Here is a 16,921-nt window from a genome sequence, read left to right on the forward strand (position 1 = left end):
CGACCGCCTGGAGGCCCGGTGCCGGCCCGGCGGACCGGCACCGGGCCTCCAGGGCGGAGCACGACACGAGCGCGGCTCGACACGGGCGCGGCTCGACACGAGCGCAGCTCGACACGAGCGCGGCTCGACACGGGCGGAGCACGACACGAGCGCGGCACGACACGACACGAGCGGAGCACGACACGGGCGCGGCGCGCCTTCCGCCCGACCGCGGGACGTCAGCCGATCGCCACCGACCACGCGCGCTCGAGCCCGGCACGGTCCAGCAGTTCCGTCGGACGCACCTCGAGGTCATCGGCGACGAAGTAGAACACCGCATCGACCTGCTCGAGCGGGCGGCCGGTGAACTCGGCGTAGGCGACCCGGTAGAGCGCCAGCTGCAGCGTGCGGCGACGGAGGTCCTCGGCACCGGTCGGCGGCTTGCCCGTCTTCCAGTCGACGACCTCGGCGCGTCCGTCGATCTCGTAGACCGCGTCGAGCTTGCAGATCACGCTGTGGCCGAGGAACGGGATGTGGATCTCGCGCTCGACCTCCACCGGGGTCAGTCCGGCCCAGCGTGACCGCGCGAAGGTCGCCTGGAAGTCCGCCAGGCGCCGTGCGTCGTCGTCGGTGACCACGGCATCCGGAGCGGCGTCGACGAGGTCGTCGGCATCGAGGTCGAGTTCGCCGTCCCAGACGTCGAGGGTCTCGAGCGCTCCCCCGTTGCCGGCGCGTCGCTCGACCCACTGGTGGAACAGTGTCCCGAGGCGGGTCGCCCGGTACGGCCGCTCCGGCATCGGCCGACGCAGGCGTTCCGCCACGGCGCTGGGTTCGGTCAGGTAGTCCTTGAACCCCGAGGCGGGCACGCGGTGCGGCACGACGACGGCGTGCTTCGCGTTCCGCGTCGCCTGTCGTTCCGCGAGCAGCAGGTCGATGTCGGCGGCGTACCGACCGGAGGCGCCCGGGTTCGCGTTCCGCACCCGTTCGGCAGCCGCGAGCACCCGCGGCGCCCGCTGTCCGAACGGCACGTGCGGCCAGGACTGGGTCGCGCCGTCCTCGCCCATCGGGTTCTCGTCGTGCACCGTGGTCTCCGGGATCGCGGCACCGTCGATGACCTCGGCGTCGACCAGGTCTCGGAGGTACCGGCTCGGCTCGGTCGGCTTGACCCCGCCGGCCCAGAACGACCCGGAAACGAGCAGGTCGTGCCGTGCACGGGTGAGCGCGACGTACGTGAGCCGTCGCTCCTCGTCCTCGTTGCGCGCCTTCACCTGTTCCTTGAACGCGTCGATCGCCGTGGTGACGTCCTTCTGGGTCTCCTGGCCGCGCCAGGCCAGGTCCGGCAGCTCGGCCGCGTCGCCGCGGAACTCGTACGGCAGGCGCCCGAACCCGATCCACCCCGACGAGCCCTCCAGCGGGCGGGCCGGCAACCCGCCCTCGACCATGCGCGGCACCGCCACGGCGTCCCACTCGAGGCCCTTCGAACCGTGGATGGTCAGGATCTGGACGGTGCCGGCCTCGGGTTCCTCGGACCGCGGTCCCATGTCGTCGCGACGTGCCGCAGCGTCGATCCACCCCAGGAAGGACCCGAGGTCGGCGCGGTCGTCCGTCGACACGAACCCGGCGAGCTCGTCGATGAACGCGTCGAGGTACGCGCCGCTGCCCTGCTCGTGGGCCGCGACCTCGATGTCGAGGCGCATCTCCTGCACGACGAGGGTCACGAAGTCCACCAGGTCGCTACCGGCACGCGACCGGAGCACCGCCAACTGCCCGCCGAGCTCCCGCATCCGGCTCCGGCCGGCGGCGGTGATTCCCTGCAGCGCACCGTGCTCGTCCGGCGCGGTCGCCACGAAGTCGAGGGCGTCGACGATCGAACCGTGCTCCCCCGCGGCGACGGACGCTCGGAAGGCCGCGGTCAGCTCGTCGTCGAGGCGCTGCTGGGTGTGGTCGCGCTGGAACAGCCACCGAGCGAGCTGGTGCAGCGCCGCGATGTCCGCCGCACCGACCCGCCAGCGCGCGCCGGCGAGCAGGCGGATGAGGTCGTTGCCCGCCGCGGGGTCGTGCAGCACCCGGAGGCACGCCACCAGGTCGACGATCTCCGGGCGCTGGAGCAGTCCGCCGGTGCCGAGCACGTGGAACGGCACCCCGCGTGCACCGAGCGCCCCGGTGAACGCGGCGAGGTCCTTCCGGGCACGCAGCAGCAGGGCCATCGAACCGCCGGGGTTGCGCTTCCGGTGGTCCTGGAACCACACCGCGACCTCGTCCGCTTCTTCCGGCAGGGTCTCCGGGAAGACCACGCGCACCGTGCCGGCGTCGGCACCGGGTCGTGGTGAGAGTCGTTCGACGGCGACTTCGGACGCATCCGAGAGCGGCGCGACGACGGCGTTCGCCCCGGCGAGGACGTCGACCGGGTTCCGCCAGCTCGTCGACAACGCGAAGGTGACGGGCCGCGGCGCGTCCGGATCGTCGCCGCCGAAGTCGCGCGGGAACCGGGCGAGGTTCGCGGCGCTCGCCCCACGGAACCCGTAGATGGACTGGTGCGGGTCCCCCACCGCCATCACCGAGTGCCCGCGGAACAGCCGCGCGAGGAACCGGGTCTGCACGACCGATGTGTCCTGGTACTCGTCGAGGAGCACCACGCGGAACCGCTGCCGCAGCTCGGTCACGACCCGCGGCGCCGACTCGGCCGCGGCGAGCGCGAGCGCGATCTGGTCGGAGAACTCGACGAAGCCCCGGTCGACCTTCTGCCGACGGAACTCCGCGACGAGGTCGGCCAGTGGTTCGAGGCCCCCGATCGCGGCGACGGCGTCGGTGATCGCGCGGTACGGCTTGCCCCGGTTGCCGGGGAGCTCGAGGACCTCGGAGAACTCGGCGGCGAAGCGACGGAGCTGCTCCGGCTCGACGAGGTGCTCGGACGTCGTGCCGGCGAGTGCCACGACCGCGGCGGTGAGCGTGTCGACGTCGCGGTCGAGTCCGGCCAGCCGGTCGTCGCGCGCCGCCACGACCACGCGGCGCGCGAGTTGCCAGGCGGAGGGTTCGGTGAGCACCTGGGACTCGCCGTCGCGTCCGACCAGCAGGGCGTTCTCACGGAAGACGGCGTTCGCGAACGCGTTGTAGGTCGACACGGTCGGCGCCTCGAACGCGTCGCCCGGGGTGATCAGCCCGACCGCCTCGAGTGCACGGATGCGGTCGTTGATGCGGACCGAGAGCTCGCCGGCGGCCTTGCGGGTGAAGGTGAGGCCGAGCACCTCGTCGGGGCGGACGAAGCCGTTCGCGAGCAGCCAGACCACGCGGGAGGCCATCGTCTCGGTCTTCCCGCTGCCGGCACCCGCGACGACGAGGGCCGGGGCGAGCGGGGACTCGATGACGGCGCGCTGCTGGGCCGTCGGGCGGGGACGCTCGAGCGCGTCGGCGATGGCGTCGGCGCCGTGCCGGACGGCAGCGGGCGCGGAGACAACAGCTGCCGTCGTGTCGGGCGCGGTCGTGTCGCTCACCAGGTCACCTCCGAGACCACGTGGATCCGGCACTCGACGCCGGTGCGGGCCTTCTCGCAGTGGTCGTCGACGTTCGCCAGGAACGTCCGGGCCGCCATACCGCGGGCGACCCCGTGCAGGCGCTCCCGGTAGGCGTCGCGGGCATCGTCGTCGAACGCGTGCTGGGTGCGCTCGGAGAACGCCTGACCGCCACGGGGGTTCTGCACGAAGACCAGCCGCGCGTCGGCCATCGGCGAGCCCGCCGGGACCCCCTCGACGGCGCCGTCCTCGACCGCCAGCTGGTACGCGCCGAGCTGCGGGTGCTCCGGCATGTCCTGCTTCTCACGAGGCATCGACCGGCCCGTCTTCAGGTCCACCACGCTCACGCGGCCCTCCGGGTCGATCTCGATGCGGTCGATGCTGCCGCGCATCCGGGCCGGCCCCGTCACGAGCGCGAACGAGGTCTCGGCGCCGAGCAGCCGTCGCCCCGCCCCGGCGAAGGTCCGCAGGTAGTCGCTGAGCCCCTCGATCATCCGCCGGGTCCGGGCGCGCTCGCGGTCGGCCACCCAGGGTGATTCGAACGTCAGCTCGTCCCATCGCGATTCGACGCGTTCCCACAGGGACTCGACGTCGATCTCGGTGGCGTGCTCCATCGCCTCGTGCACGATCGTGCCGATGCCCATCGCGGGGCTCGGTGCGCCACCGCCGAAGGTCTGCACGAACCAGTGCACCGGGCACTCCTCGAAGGTGCCGATGCGCGACGGTGAGACGGCCACGGTCGGCGCGACCGGCTCACCGCCCTCGACCTCTGGGGCGGGTTCGGCGTCCAGGTCGACCAGCGGAGCATCGGTGGTCGGTTCGACCAGCCCGTACCACTCGTCCGGCGCTGCTCCGGGGACCTCGGCGTCGGCCAGACGCGCGAGCGCCGACGCTGCCTCGTGGTCGCCCGATGCGACCACCCGGCGGCGGAGCGACCCGGCCAGGCCGCGCAGGGACAGCGGGTGCACGGTCGGCTGACGGTCCGGCGGGACCGGCACGAGGCGGACGAAGGGCGAGGGCGACTCGTCGTCGTTCGCGATCGTGCCGATGACGACCTGGGTGGTCGCACGCGACACGGCCCGGGCGAAGAGCCGCAGCTCGTCCGCGACCACGGCGGCACGGTCGTCGATCGGGGAACGCTCGACACCCGCCGCCGCCCGCACCAGGCCGTCGGGGTCGAGCAGGCTGCCACGGACCCGGGTGTTCGGCCACACGCCGTCCTGCAGCCCGAGCACAACGACGACGTCGCACTCGAGGCCGATCGTCGCCGACGGCGTGAGCACCCGGACGCGGCCAGCGGTCCGGTCGGGGCCGATCGAGTCCTCGGGCAGGTCGGCGCCGAGCAGGTCGTCGACGAACCCGCGAGCCGGGGCGTCCGGGGCGCGCTCGACGAAGCGCTTCGCAGCGGTGAACAGGCCGACCACGGCGTCGAGGTGCCGGTCGGCTTCACCGGCGCCGACCCCTCCGGCAGCCGACTGTGCGCCCCAGGACTTCGCCAGGCCGCTGCGCTCCCACAGGCCCCAGAGGATCTCCTCGATGCTCGCCCCGGAATCGGCGTCTGCCCTGGCCTGCACGAGACTGCGCGCGAGCCGGGTCGCACGCCGCGCGAAGCCCGCGTCGACGGTCGCCAGGCGCTCCGGGGCGCCGAGCGCGTCGATGAGGAGCTCGTCCGCGGTCCGGGTGCCCTCGCCCGCCAGCTCTTCGCGGCGCAGGGCGAGCCGGAGCCGGCGCATCGCGAGGGTGTCGAGCCCACCGAGCGGCCCGGTCGCGAACGCGGTCGCCAGTGCGGCGTCGAGCGGCAGCACCCCGAGTGCGACGGCTGCTGCGTCGAGGAGCGAGCGCGCGGCGGAGTCGTCACGGGGTCGCACCGGAGCGGCACCCGCCGTCGCCGGGACCTCGGCCACGGACAGCGCCCGGACGAGCTCGGGGATCGCCGCACCGCTGCGGGTCACGACGGCCATCCGGTGCCACGGCACACCGTCGAGCAACCGGTGTTCGCGGAGCCGTCGGGCGATCGCCACCACCAGGGCGGACCGGCTCGCGCCCTCGAGGTGCACGACCGCGTCGGACCTGGCGTCCTGGTCGGTCGCCGTCGCGGAGCGCTGCCGTCCGGCCGCAGCGGTGCCGATGCGCGCCGTGACGCCGGTGACGAGCGCCCGGATCGGCGCGGCGTGCCGGTGCACGGTCGTCAGGAAGCAGTCCTCGACGCGGTCGACGCCGAGCCGTACCGCGAGCCGACCGAGCACGTCCGGCTCGGCCCCGCGGAACGCCGAGGCCGCGATGTCCGGGTCACCGAACGCCACGATCTGCACGCCGGACCGGGCGAGTGCGCCGAGGAGCGCGATCTCGCCCTCGACGAGCTCTTGGGTGTCGTCGACGACGATCGTGCGGAGCGCCGCGATGCTCGCCGGGAGCTGGCCCCGGAGCACGGCGGCGGTGGCGAACGCGACGAGCTCGCCGGAGTCGAGACCGGTCGACCGGAACGCCGTCAGGGTCGCCCGGTACTCGTCGACGAAGTCCCCGATCGCCCGCCACTCGGGTCGTCCGCCGTCGTCGCCGAGCTCACGCATGTCGTCGGGCTCGACCCCGGCGGCGACCGCCCGCATCATCACGTCACGGAGGGCCGTTCGGAAACCGGCGCGCTCGCGGACCACCGCGGTGATCGGTTCTGGCCAGTCCGGGCCGGTGCCGTCGGTCTCGTGCCCGGCCAGCAGGTCGGCGATGATCCGGTCCTGCTCGCCACCGGTCAGGAGGGTCGGGGGTTCCTGCCCCTGCACGGCGGCGGCGTGCGTCACGATCTGGAAGGCGAGGGAGTTGACGGTGCGGGCGAGGGCGCCCGGGACCACCCGTCCGACGGCGGACGCCAGGCGGTCGCGCAGGGCGGTCGCGGCTGTCCGGGCCGACGTGAGTGCGAGGACCGTCGCGTGGCCGTCGGCGCTGATCGCGTCGGCTCGGTTCATCCGATCGGCGACGAGTCGCGCGAGCGTCGTCGTCTTGCCGGTCCCCGGGGCGCCGATCACCGCAGCGTGTCGGTCGTCCGGCAGCGCCAGGACCGCGGCCTGCGACGGATCGTCGACCAGCGCGCGCGCGAACCCGGCGTCTGCGGGGGCGGGCGTCAGCGTGGTCTGCGGCACGCTCGTACGGTACCCATGACCGCCGACACCACCCGGCCGGACGCGCGCAGCACCCGACAGCGGTCCGGCGAGTGCGCCCGCGGCGAACGGCCGATGCCGTCCGGGGGCGCTCGGATACGCTGTGCTCGTGGACATCAAGATCGGCATCATCAACAGCCCGCGCGAGATCGCGTTCGAGACCGCCCAGACCGCAGACGAGGTCGAGAAGGCCGTGTCGGAGGTCCTCGCGGCGAAGTCGACCCACCTGTCGCTCCAGGACGACAAGGGCCGCCGCTTCATCGTCCCCGTCGCCGCACTCGCCTACGTCGAGGTCGGCGCGGAAGAGGCGCGTCGCATCGGCTTCGTCGCCTGACGACGTGGAGCTGCTCTTCGCCGTCCTCGGCGGGATCATCATCGGCGGGATCGCGCACGTTGTCCTGCCCTGGCGGTCCAGCCGCGGCGTCCTGATCGGCCCCACGGTCGGTGGCATCACCGCCGCCGTGCTGTGGGAGGCCCTGACCTGGGCCGGCTGGCAGTACGGCGCCACCTGGATCTGGGTGGTGGCCCTCGTCGGGGCCGGCGTGGTCGCGCTCGTCGTGGAGTGGCTGCTCGGCACCCGCCGGGCGAAGGCCGACGTCGAGTTCTACGAGCGACTGAAGACCCGAGGCGCCTGAGCCGCACCCGGCACCGGCAGCCGGACCAGCTCAGGCCGTCAGGCCGAGCGCGTCCATCCGGCGCGTGTGCGCGGCGATGAGTTCGGTCCAGACCGGCTCGAGCCGCTCCTGGTCCTCTCGGGCGTGGGACGCGAGCGCCGACCGGGCCACCAGCAGGGTGTCCCCGACGAGCCGCCGCCCCCACATGGCCAGGCGCGAGCCGACCTCGGGGTCGTCCTCGATCCGTGCCGTCAGTTCCTCGACCACGGCGGCTTCCTCACGCGCGTCGAACACCGAGCGCAGCCGCTGCCGCACGTCGATGGGCAGCGAGCGGAGCAGGTTGCCGAACAGGTCGTTCAGGATGCCGGCGGTGACGTACCCGGTGAGCATCGACTCGTACCAGTCCGCGCCGCTCGTCCGTTCGAGGAACAGGTCGATCGCCTCGCGGTGCGGGGCCATCAGTGCCGCGGGGTCTTCACCGATCCGCTCGATCTCGGCGACGATGGTGCGGTGCCGGTCGAGCGCGGTCGTCGCCAGGACACCCGTGACCAGCCGACCGGAGAGCGTCGGGGCCGATGCCCCGGCTCGTCCCATCGTCTCGTAGACGGAGAGCTGCAGGTAGGCGGCCTGCCCGAGGTAGACGTCGAGCTCCGGGCTGACGTCGTCGAGCGCGAGGCGCTCGACCTGGGCGGCGTTCCGCGGGTTCCGCGACGCGAGCCACGCGGCTGCGAGCTGCGCCGCGCGCTTCCGGTTCCACCACGACACCACCCGAAGAGCATAGCGGGAACCGCGCCGCGCCCCGCTCGACCCACCCGTCGGTAGACTGGTCGGGACTTCCACCAGAACTAAGGTGATTCTTTGACTTTCGCAGACCTCTCCATCGAGCAGGACATCGTCGACGCGCTCGCCGGCAAGGGCATCCTCGAGCCCTTCCCGATCCAGCAGCAGACGATCCCGCTCGCCCTCACCGGCCAGGACATCATCGGCCAGGCCAAGACGGGTACCGGCAAGACCTTCGGGTTCGGTCTCCCCCTCATCCAGCGACTCGGAGCCGACCCGGCCCCCGGCGTCAAGGCGCTCGTCGTCGTCCCGACCCGCGAGCTCGCGGTGCAGGTCACCGAGGACCTCGAGGTCGCCACCTCGAACCGCCCGACGACCATCGTGTCGATCTACGGCGGCAAGGCGTACGAAGGCCAGATCGAGCAGCTCAAGGCCGGTGCCCAGATCGTCGTCGGCACCCCCGGGCGCCTGATCGACCTGCAGCGCCAGCGGCTCCTCGACCTCTCCCACGTGCAAGAGGTGGTGCTCGACGAGGCCGACCGCATGCTCGACCTGGGCTTCCTGTCGGACATCGAGCGCATCTTCCAGGCCATCCCCGAGGTGCGGCACACGATGCTGTTCTCGGCCACGATGCCCGCGCCGATCGTCGCGCTCGCCCGCCGGTTCATGAGCCGTCCGGTGCACATCCGGGCGACCGACCCGGACGAGGGCCTCATGCAGGCCAACATCAAGCACCTCATCTACCGCGCGCACTCCCTGGACAAGGACGAGGTCATCGCCCGCATCCTCCAGGCCGAGGGGCGCGGCAAGACCGTGATCTTCACCCGCACCAAGCGTGCGGCGGCGAAGCTGGTCGAGGAACTGAAGGACCGCGGCTTCAACGCCGCAGCGGTCCACGGTGACCTCAACCAGGAGCAGCGCGAGCGCGCCATGGCCGCCTTCAAGGCCGGCAAGCGCGACGTGCTCATCGCCACCGACGTCGCGGCCCGCGGGATCGACGTGGACGACGTCACGCACGTCATCAACCACACGATCCCGGACGACCCGGACACGTACCTGCACCGCGCCGGCCGCACCGGTCGCGCCGGCAAGACCGGCATCGCGGTCACGTTCGTCGACTGGGACGACCTGCACAAGTGGACGCTGATCGACAAGGCCCTCGAGTTCGGCATCCCCGAGCCCGTCGAGACCTACTCGTCGTCGCCGCACCTGTTCGAGGAGCTCGACATCCCCGCGGGGACGAAGGGCCGCCTGCCCGGCGCCTCCTCACACGCCGCGTCGGCGGGTGGACCCACCGAGAAGCGCGCCAGCGACCGTCCCGCGTCCGGTTCGCGTGACGCGTCGCGTTCGCGGTCGCGCAGTCGCACCCGGTCAGGAGGCTCTGAGCAGCCCGCCTCGCAGGCTCCCGCCACCGAGTCCGTGGCTCCGACCTCCGCGCCCACCGACGACACGTCGGCCACCGAGGGCGCGACCACCGACGGCGCCGCGAAGCGTCGCCGCCGTCGCCGCCGTCGCGGAGCCGGCACCGGCGATGCCTCGGCGACCGCCTCGGCACCGCAGGGCTCGTCGGACGGCGAGTAGCGCCTCCAGACCGAAGGGTCCGTCGCTGACGCGACGGGCCCTTCGTCGTCTCCACCCGCACACCGCCCCCGCGAAAGCGACAGATCGCCGCGAACTGTCGGAGGGAGTCTGTCGCTTTCGCGGATGGGTCAGGCCGCGCCGAACGAGATCTGTCGCTTCGGTGAGACGGCGCGTCGGGTCAGGGCTGCGTCAGGACAGGCGGGAGCCGGGTCCGACCACGGGCGCGCTGCCCGTCGCCTCGGACACGATGGCGTCGAACGAGGCCCGCGCCGTGCGGTGCTCGCCGAGCCGGTTCGGCTTGCCGGTGCCGTGGTAGTCGCTCGACCCGGTGACGAGCAGGCCGTAGCGCGACGCCCAGTCGAGCAGCGTGCGCTTGCCGTGGGCCAGGTTCTCGCGGTGGTCGACCTCGAGCCCGCCGAGCCCGGCGTCGACGAGGTCGCGCAGCATCGGCTCGTCGATGACGATCCCCCGCGACGACGCTGCCGGGTGGGCGATGACGGGCACGCCGCCGGCCTGCCGGATCAGCTCGACCCCACGCAGGGGCGTTGGTGCCTCGTGCGGTTCGTAGTAGCCGGACGCGGGGTGCAGGATGCCGCGGAAGGCCGCGCTGCGGTCGGACTCGAGCCCACGTGCGACGAGTGCGTCGGCGATGTGCGGCCGGCCGATCGTCGCGCCCTTGCTGGCCTGCGCGAGGACGTCGTCCCACGTGATCGGGTGGTCCTGGCCGATGCGGTCGACCATGCGTCGAGCACGCGAGAGCCGTCCGTCGCGGATGCGCTCGGTCTCCTCGACCAGGGCGGGGTCCTCGGGGTCGACCAGGTAGCCGAGCACGTGGACGCTTCGGTAGCCGACGCGGGTGCTCAGCTCGAGCCCGGGCAGGAGCGTGAGCGGGAGCTCGCGGGCGGCTGCCGAGGCGTCGGCCCAACCCGCGGTCGTGTCGTGGTCGGTCAGCGCGACGGCGTCCAGTCCGGCGGCCGCGGCCGCTCGCACGAGCTCCGCGGGTCGCTCGGTGCCGTCGGAGACACTCGAGTGCGCGTGCAGGTCGATGAACGGGTCGGGCACGTCGACAATGCTATCCACAGGTGAGCTCCCGCACAGGCCACGAGCCCCGGGCGGTGCGATGATGGAGGCATGGCCGACACGACTCCCCGCGCGACGAGCAACCGTTCCACGACCCCTGGTTCCTCCACCTTCAAGGACTTCATCGGGTCGCAGTGGGCCGAGCGGGACCAGGTGATCCCGGCTCCGCGTGAGCAGGCTGCCTTCGCCGCCGAGCGTCGCGCCCGCATCTCCGAGCAGCACCCGGGCCGCACCATCGTGGTCCCGGCCGGGCAGGCGAAGGTCCGCTCGAACGACTGCGACTACCCGTTCCGTCCGCACTCCACGTTCGCGCACCTGACCGGGTGGGGCACCGACACCGTCGTCGGCTCCGTGCTGGTGATGACGCCGAACGGTTCCGGACACGACGCCACGCTCTACTTCCGCGCCACCGCCGGACGCGACTCCGAAGAGTTCTACGCGAACCCCGAGATCGGTGAGTTCTGGGTCGGCCCGCGCCCCTCGCTCGAGGCGGTCGCCGCGGACCTCGGTCTCGCCACCGCCGACCTCGGAGCCTTCTCATCGGTCGCCGACGCGCTCGACGCCTCGGCCCTGGTGGTCCGCGACGCCGACACCGAGCTCACCCGCACGATCGACGAGCGCCTCGGTGCCGCGGTCGGCGGTGCCCCCGAGACCGACGACGCCCCGGCCACCGACGACGTCCTCGCCCGCGACCTGTCCGAGCAGCGACTCGTGAAGGACGCCTTCGAGATCAACGAGATGCGGAAGGCCGTCGACGCCACGAAGCACGGCTTCGACGACGTCATCGCCGACTTCGACGCCGTCCTCGCACACCCCCGCGGCGAGCGCATCGTCGAGGGCACGTTCAACCGCCGGGCCCGTGCGGACGGCAACACCGTCGGCTACGACACCATCGCCGCCTCCGGCCACCACGCCTGCATCCTGCACTGGACCCGCAACGACGGCGCCGTCCAGCCCGGCGACCTCATCCTCATCGACGCCGGGGTCGAGGTCGACTCGTTCTACACGGCCGACATCACCCGCACGCTGCCCGTCAGCGGCACCTTCTCGCCGGTCCAGCGCCTGGTGTACGAGGCCGTCCTCGAAGCGGCCGACGCGGCGTTCGCGATCGTGAAGCCCGGCATCACCTTCCGACAGGTGCACGCCACCGCGATGGAGGTCATCGCGCGGAAGACCGCCGAGTGGGGCTTCCTGCCGGTCTCCGCCGACGAGTCCCTCGAGCCGGACAACCAGTTCCACCGCCGCTACATGGTGCACGGCACGAGCCACCACCTCGGCCTCGACGTCCACGACTGTGCGAAGGCCCGTCGCGAGATGTACATCGACGGCATCGTGGAGCCCGGCATGGTCTTCACGATCGAGCCCGGCCTGTACTTCCAGCAGGACGACCTGACCGTGCCGGAGGAGTTCCGCGGCATCGGCGTGCGGATCGAGGACGACATCCTCGTGACCGCGGACGGCGCCGAGAACCTGTCGGTCGGCATCCCCCGGACCCCCTCGGAAGTGGAGGGGTGGATCGCCCGTTCGGGCCGCTAGCCTGAGCGGGTGACGACGCCAGAGGTCTCCCCGAACACCTTCTCCATCGAGGTCGAGCACTTCGACTCGCCGGACGCGCAGCGCCTCCGTGCTGCGCAGCGCCTGGAGATCGACCGCGCCTACGGTGGCGACACCGAGCCGGGTGAGAAGCCGACGGCCGAGTCCATCGCCGTGTTCTTCGTGGCGCGCGACGACGCCGGGACCCCGCTGGCGTGCGGCGGACTCCGGGTCGTCGACGACGGGATCACCGAGATCAAGCGGATGTACGTCCGGCCGGAGTCGCGCGGGACCGGCGTGGCCGCTGCCCTGCTGCGGCGCCTGGAAGAGGCCGCGCTCGACCTCGGGTCACCGGCACTCGTGCTCGAGACCGGCAACGAGCAGAAGCGTGCCGTCGGGTTCTACGAGCGCGAGGGCTTCACGCGCATCGCCAACTTCGGCCCGTACGTCGGCGCCCCGCTGTCGATCTGTTACTCGAAGGTGCTGTAGCCCGTCCGTCCGTCCGTCCGTCCGGCCGACCGGACGGTCCAGCCGCGCCGCCCGCGGTCGCCCGGCGCTCAGCGCCCGGCGCTCAGCGCCCGGCGCCCAGCGCTCAGCGCTCAGCGCTCAGCGCTCAGCGCACCCGCCTAGCGGCGGTCGTCCTCGCCGTCGCGCGGAGCGTCCTTCTCGAGCGACGGCGACGGCGACGATGCCGGCCGCTCCGGCGCGCTCTCCGGCGCCGGCGGCGTCGTACCGGGGACCCGCTCGCCGTACTGCGGCGGCTCCTCCGGCCGGCGCACCGGCACGGCGGGCTGCGCGGCGGGAGCCGCGGCCGTCTCCGGGGTCTCCCCGTACCGGGGTCCGTCGTTCGTGCCGTAGCGGGGTGCGGCGGTGGGCGCACCTGCCTGTGTGCCGGGGGCCGACGTGCCGGGCTGCTGCGGGCCTCCCGGCTGCTGGTGGGGTGTGGCGTGCCCGCCGTAGGGCGACTGCTGCTGCGGCGGGGCGGGACGCCACGGCTGCTGCTGTCCCTGGTAGGGGGAGCCGGGGGCACCCTGCTGCGGGCTCTCGTTCCAGTGCGTCGACTGGGTCGCACCGTGCTGGCCGAGGATGTTCTGGGCCTGCCCGGTCAGCTGCGGGTTGACGACGATCTGGTAGTTCGTGGCGAGCACCTGGTGGACGCTCGTGAAGTCGCGCTGCCGCTTCGTGATCGCGAACGAGACGATGCCGTAGAGCATGCCGAACGCGGCACCGATGATGGCGGCGGCGAGGATGAGCCCCCCGGCGCTCGGCGAGAACAGGGTGAGCACGATGCCGAAGAAGATGCCGAGCCAGAGTCCGGACAGGGCACCGGCGATGGCTGCGCGGCCGTACGTCATCTTGCCGGTCACGCGCTCGACGGTCTTCAGGTCGTTGCCGACGATCGAGAGCTGGTTCACCGGGAAGTCCGACTCGGCGAGCTTCGCCACCACGCGCTGCGCGTCGGGGTAGCTGTCGTACGTTCCGAGGACGTCGCCCTTGGGCAGCGTCGGGAACGCCTGGGCGGTCCTGCTGGCGAAGGGGCTCTGATTGCTCACACAGCCATCATTCACCGCACACCTTGCAATCGCACGTGCATCACCGGGGAACGGCCGGATCGGCGTCGGCACCGGGCGACCAGACGCACCGACTACGCTGGGTCGGGTGAGCGCCACGAAGGTCTTCGTCGCCCGCCTCGCCGGGTGCTCCGTCTTCGACCCCGCGGGCGACCGCGTGGGCAAGGTCAGGGACGTCCTGGTGGTCTACCGCCGGGCCGATCCCCCGCACGTCGTCGGTCTGATCGTCGAGGTGCCGGGCAAGCGCCGCATCTTCGTCAGCGTCGGCCGCATCACCTCCATCGGCGCCGGTCAGGTCATCACCACCGGGCTCGTGAACATGCGCCGCTTCGAGCAGCGCGGTGGCGAGGTCCGGGTGATCGCCGAGATGCTCGGCCGCAAGGTCCTGATCAAGAACCAGCGGATCCGCGCCACCATCGAGGACGTCGCGATCGAGGACCGCGGGCAGGGCGACTGGGAGGTCGCGCAGCTCTTCCTCCGCAAGCCGAAGACCACGCCGTCGCCGTTCGGCAAGGGTCCGACGACGTTCGCGACCTGGAACGAGGTCACCGAGGACGAGCTCCCCGGCGAGGCCCAGTCCGCCGAGCACGTCATCGCCGCCTACTCCGACCTGGTGCCCGCCGACCTGGCGTCCACGCTGCTCGACCTGCCCGAGGAGCGCCGGTTCGAGGTCGCCGAGGAACTCCCCGACGACCGGCTCGCCGACGTGCTCGAGGAGATGCCCGACCAGGAGCGCGTCGAGATCCTGTCGCGGCTCGAGGACTCCCGCGCCGCCGACGTCCTCGACCAGATGCAGCCGGACGACGCCGCCGACGTCCTCGCGCAGTTCTCCGACGAGCGGAGTGAAGCGCTCCTGCAGCTCATGGAGCCGGAAGAGGCGCAGGACGTCCGCATGCTCCTGGAGTACGAGCCGGACACCGCCGGTGGTCTGATGACCACCGAACCCGTCATCGTCTCCGCGGACGCGACCGTCGCCGAGGGCCTCGCCCTCGTCCGCCGGCACGACCTCGCCCCGGTGCTCGGTGCCGCGGTGTGCGTCACGCTGCCGCCGTACGAGCCGCCGACCGGTCGGTTCCTCGGGCTGGTGCACTTCCAGCGCATGCTCCGCTACCCGCCGAACGAGCGACTCGGCACGCTCATCGACCAGCAGACCGAACCGGTCCGGGTCGACGCGAGCGCCGCCGAGGTCACTCGTGTGATGGCGACGTACAACCTGCTCTCCGTCCCCGTGGTCGACGACGCCCACCGTCTCGTCGGGGTGGTGACGATCGACGATGTCCTCGACCACGTCCTGCCGGACGACTGGCGAAGTCAGGGCGAGGGGGAACCCTCGCCGCTTCCACGCCAACGCCCGCGCAAGACACCCGTGACGACGGGAAGGAGGACCACCCGTGGCCCGAACGGATGAGAACCGGCGCGATCGCGAGCGCTCCGAGGTCCGACTCGACTCCCCCAAGGGCATGCGCACGCGCGTGCTCCCGACACGACGCCGTGGTGGACGCGGCGACACCTTCGGTCGCGCGACCGAGGGCATCGCACGGGGCATGGGCACGCCGTGGTTCCTCATCGGCCTCACGCTGTTCTGCGTGGTCTGGATGGGCTACAACACGCTCGCGCCGAAGTCGTGGCAGTTCGACTCCGCGGCGATCGGTTTCACGGCGCTGACGCTCGTGCTGTCACTGCAGGCCTCGTACGCGGCTCCGCTGATCCTGCTCGCGCAGAACCGGCAGGACGACCGCGACCGCGTGCAGTTCGAGCAGGACCGGCAGCGCGCCGAGCGGAACCTGGCCGACACCGAGTACCTGGCTCGCGAGGTCGTCGCCCTCCGACTGGCGATGCGGGACATGGCGTCGAAGGACTTCATCCGCGCCGAGCTCCGTTCCCTGCTCGAGGAACTGGACCGGCGTGACGCCGACGAGGCCGGCTTCGCGGACGAGCCCGGCAGCACCGCCCGTGGCTGAGGCGGTCCCCTCCGACCAGCACCTGGGCACCGCGGTCCTCGCTGCGCTCGGTCGCGTCATCGACCCCGAGATCCGTCGGCCCGTGACGGAGCTCGACATGATCCGTGGTGTCGACGTCCAGCCAGGAGGCGCGGTGCGCGTCGACCTGCAGCTCACGATCGTGGGGTGCCCCGCCGCCGACACCATCGAGCGCGACGTGCGCGCCGCCGCCGGTTCCGTGGACGGGGTGTCGTCGGTGGACGTCGACGTGTCGGTGATGGCCCCCGCGACCCGTGCGGCGCTCACCGAACGCCTCCGGGCCGGCCGACCCCGGGGCGTCCAGTTCACGGCGGACTCGCTGACCCGCGTCATCGCCGTCACGAGCGGCAAGGGCGGGGTCGGCAAGTCGACGGTCACCGTGAACCTCGCCGTCGCACTGGCACGCCGTGGCCTGCGCGTCGGGGTCGTCGACGTCGACGTGCACGGGTTCAGCGTCCCCGGGCTGATGGGACTGACCGACGAGCACGGCGTCGCACCCCGCCCGACCCGGGTGGACAGCATGATCCTGCCGCCGGTCGCCCACGACGTGAAGGTCGTGTCGATCGGCATGTTCGTCGACGACGCCTCGACCGCGGTGTCCTGGCGCGGCCCGATGCTGCACCGCACCGTGAACCAGTTCCTGACCGACGTGTTCTTCGGCGACCTCGACGTCCTGCTGCTCGACCTGCCGCCCGGCACCGGCGACGTCGCGATCTCGGTCGGCCAGCTACTCCCCCACGCCGAGGTCCTGGTCGTGACCACCCCGCAGGCCGCGGCGGCCGACGTCGCCGAGCGGAGCGGGATCGTCGCACGCCAGACGGGCCAGCGGGTGATCGGGGTCATCGAGAACATGGCGGGGCTCGTGCAGCCCGACGGCTCGGTCCTGCACCTGTTCGGTGAGGGCGGTGGCGCCGAGACCGCTGCACGGCTGTCCCGCGGCCAGGACGCCCCCGTGCCGGTGCTCGGCAGCGTGCCCCTGTCCGTCCCGCTGCGCGAGGGCGGGGACTCGGGCGTCCCCGTGGTGCTCGGCGCACCGGAGGACCCGGCAGCGCGGGCCCTGAGCGCCATCGCAGACCGGATCACCACGATGGGCCGCGGGCTGGCCGGACGGAAGCTCGGGCTCTCGCTGTCCTAGGCTCGTCG

13 protein-coding genes are annotated in these 16,921 nt (G+C 72.5%); 8 read left to right on the forward strand and 5 right to left on the reverse strand.

The window, feature by feature from the left end; genetic code table 11:
* Positions 1-218: 218 nt before the first annotated feature.
* A complete protein-coding gene (locus EDF19_RS02100; RefSeq protein ID WP_185022629.1) occupies positions 219-3,470 on the reverse strand; it encodes an ATP-dependent DNA helicase in 3,252 nt (1,083 codons plus the stop codon).
* The gene (locus tag EDF19_RS02105) at positions 3,467-6,622 is read right to left on the reverse strand and encodes a UrvD/REP family ATP-dependent DNA helicase (RefSeq protein ID WP_185022630.1); all 3,156 of its coding nucleotides are present in this window, start codon (positions 6,620-6,622) and stop codon (positions 3,467-3,469) included. The genes EDF19_RS02100 and EDF19_RS02105 overlap by 4 nt, the downstream gene beginning before the upstream one ends.
* A 127-nt stretch (positions 6,623-6,749) precedes the next feature.
* Between EDF19_RS02105 and EDF19_RS02110 the strand changes: the two genes are divergently transcribed.
* Both EDF19_RS02110 and EDF19_RS02115 read left to right on the forward strand, forming a co-directional pair.
* Positions 6,750-6,974: a DUF3107 domain-containing protein gene (locus EDF19_RS02110; protein WP_123679885.1), complete on the forward strand. Its 225-nt coding sequence runs from the start codon at positions 6,750-6,752 to the stop codon at positions 6,972-6,974.
* Positions 6,975-6,978: 4 nt separating this feature from the next.
* Entirely contained in the window at positions 6,979-7,275 is a 297-nt protein-coding gene (locus EDF19_RS02115) for a hypothetical protein (protein ID WP_123679277.1), read from the forward strand.
* A gap of 30 nt (positions 7,276-7,305) precedes the next feature.
* Here EDF19_RS02115 and EDF19_RS02120 read toward each other — a convergent pair whose 3' ends face one another.
* Positions 7,306-8,022 (reverse strand): ferritin-like domain-containing protein, encoded by a 717-nt coding sequence (locus EDF19_RS02120; protein ID WP_260216855.1) that lies wholly within the window; start codon positions 8,020-8,022, stop codon positions 7,306-7,308.
* Positions 8,023-8,112: 90 nt separating this feature from the next.
* Between EDF19_RS02120 and EDF19_RS02125 the strand changes: the two genes are divergently transcribed.
* Positions 8,113-9,615: a DEAD/DEAH box helicase gene (locus tag EDF19_RS02125; protein WP_123679278.1), complete on the forward strand. Its 1,503-nt coding sequence runs from the start codon at positions 8,113-8,115 to the stop codon at positions 9,613-9,615.
* Between the two features lie 189 nt (positions 9,616-9,804).
* Here EDF19_RS02125 and EDF19_RS02130 read toward each other — a convergent pair whose 3' ends face one another.
* Positions 9,805-10,677, reverse strand: a complete 873-nt coding sequence (locus tag EDF19_RS02130; RefSeq protein ID WP_123679279.1) for a PHP domain-containing protein — start codon at positions 10,675-10,677, stop codon at positions 9,805-9,807.
* 69 nt (positions 10,678-10,746) lie between these two features.
* On the opposite strand from EDF19_RS02130, the gene EDF19_RS02135 reads away from it, so the two are divergent.
* Together EDF19_RS02135 and EDF19_RS02140 are read left to right on the forward strand one after the other, a co-directional pair.
* Positions 10,747-12,231, forward strand: coding sequence for an aminopeptidase P family protein (locus EDF19_RS02135; RefSeq protein WP_123679280.1), 1,485 nt, complete (start codon positions 10,747-10,749; stop codon positions 12,229-12,231).
* Positions 12,232-12,240: 9 nt separating this feature from the next.
* Complete coding sequence (locus EDF19_RS02140) at positions 12,241-12,717, forward strand: GNAT family N-acetyltransferase (protein WP_123679281.1); 477 nt, start codon at positions 12,241-12,243, stop codon at positions 12,715-12,717.
* Positions 12,718-12,854: 137 nt separating this feature from the next.
* Here EDF19_RS02140 and EDF19_RS02145 read toward each other — a convergent pair whose 3' ends face one another.
* Entirely contained in the window at positions 12,855-13,781 is a 927-nt protein-coding gene (locus EDF19_RS02145; protein WP_123679282.1) for a general stress protein, read from the reverse strand.
* A 106-nt stretch (positions 13,782-13,887) separates the two neighbouring features.
* On the opposite strand from EDF19_RS02145, the gene EDF19_RS02150 reads away from it, so the two are divergent.
* Genes EDF19_RS02150 through EDF19_RS02160 form a run of 3 tightly spaced genes read left to right on the forward strand, consistent with a single transcriptional unit; the run spans position 13,888 to position 16,913 of the window.
* Positions 13,888-15,207: a magnesium transporter MgtE N-terminal domain-containing protein gene (locus EDF19_RS02150; protein WP_111084991.1), complete on the forward strand. Its 1,320-nt coding sequence runs from the start codon at positions 13,888-13,890 to the stop codon at positions 15,205-15,207.
* Between the two features lie 52 nt (positions 15,208-15,259).
* Positions 15,260-15,760: a DUF1003 domain-containing protein gene (locus EDF19_RS02155; RefSeq protein ID WP_123679887.1), complete on the forward strand. Its 501-nt coding sequence runs from the start codon at positions 15,260-15,262 to the stop codon at positions 15,758-15,760.
* Positions 15,753-16,913, forward strand: coding sequence for a P-loop NTPase (locus EDF19_RS02160; RefSeq protein ID WP_123679283.1), 1,161 nt, complete (start codon positions 15,753-15,755; stop codon positions 16,911-16,913). Before EDF19_RS02155 ends, EDF19_RS02160 begins: the two co-directional genes overlap by 8 nt.
* The last annotated feature ends 8 nt before the right edge of the window (positions 16,914-16,921 follow it).

It is taken from the genome of Curtobacterium sp. PhB115 (genome assembly GCF_003752025.1).
Classification (GTDB): domain Bacteria; phylum Actinomycetota; class Actinomycetes; order Actinomycetales; family Microbacteriaceae; genus Curtobacterium.

Coding starts and splice junctions, on each gene's coding strand:
- EDF19_RS02135 (WP_123679280.1), top strand. CDS start 10,747: ATGGCCGACACGACTCCCCGCGCGACGAGCAACCGTTCCACGACCCCT.
- EDF19_RS02155 (WP_123679887.1), top strand. CDS start 15,260: ATGCGCACGCGCGTGCTCCCGACACGACGCCGTGGTGGACGCGGCGAC.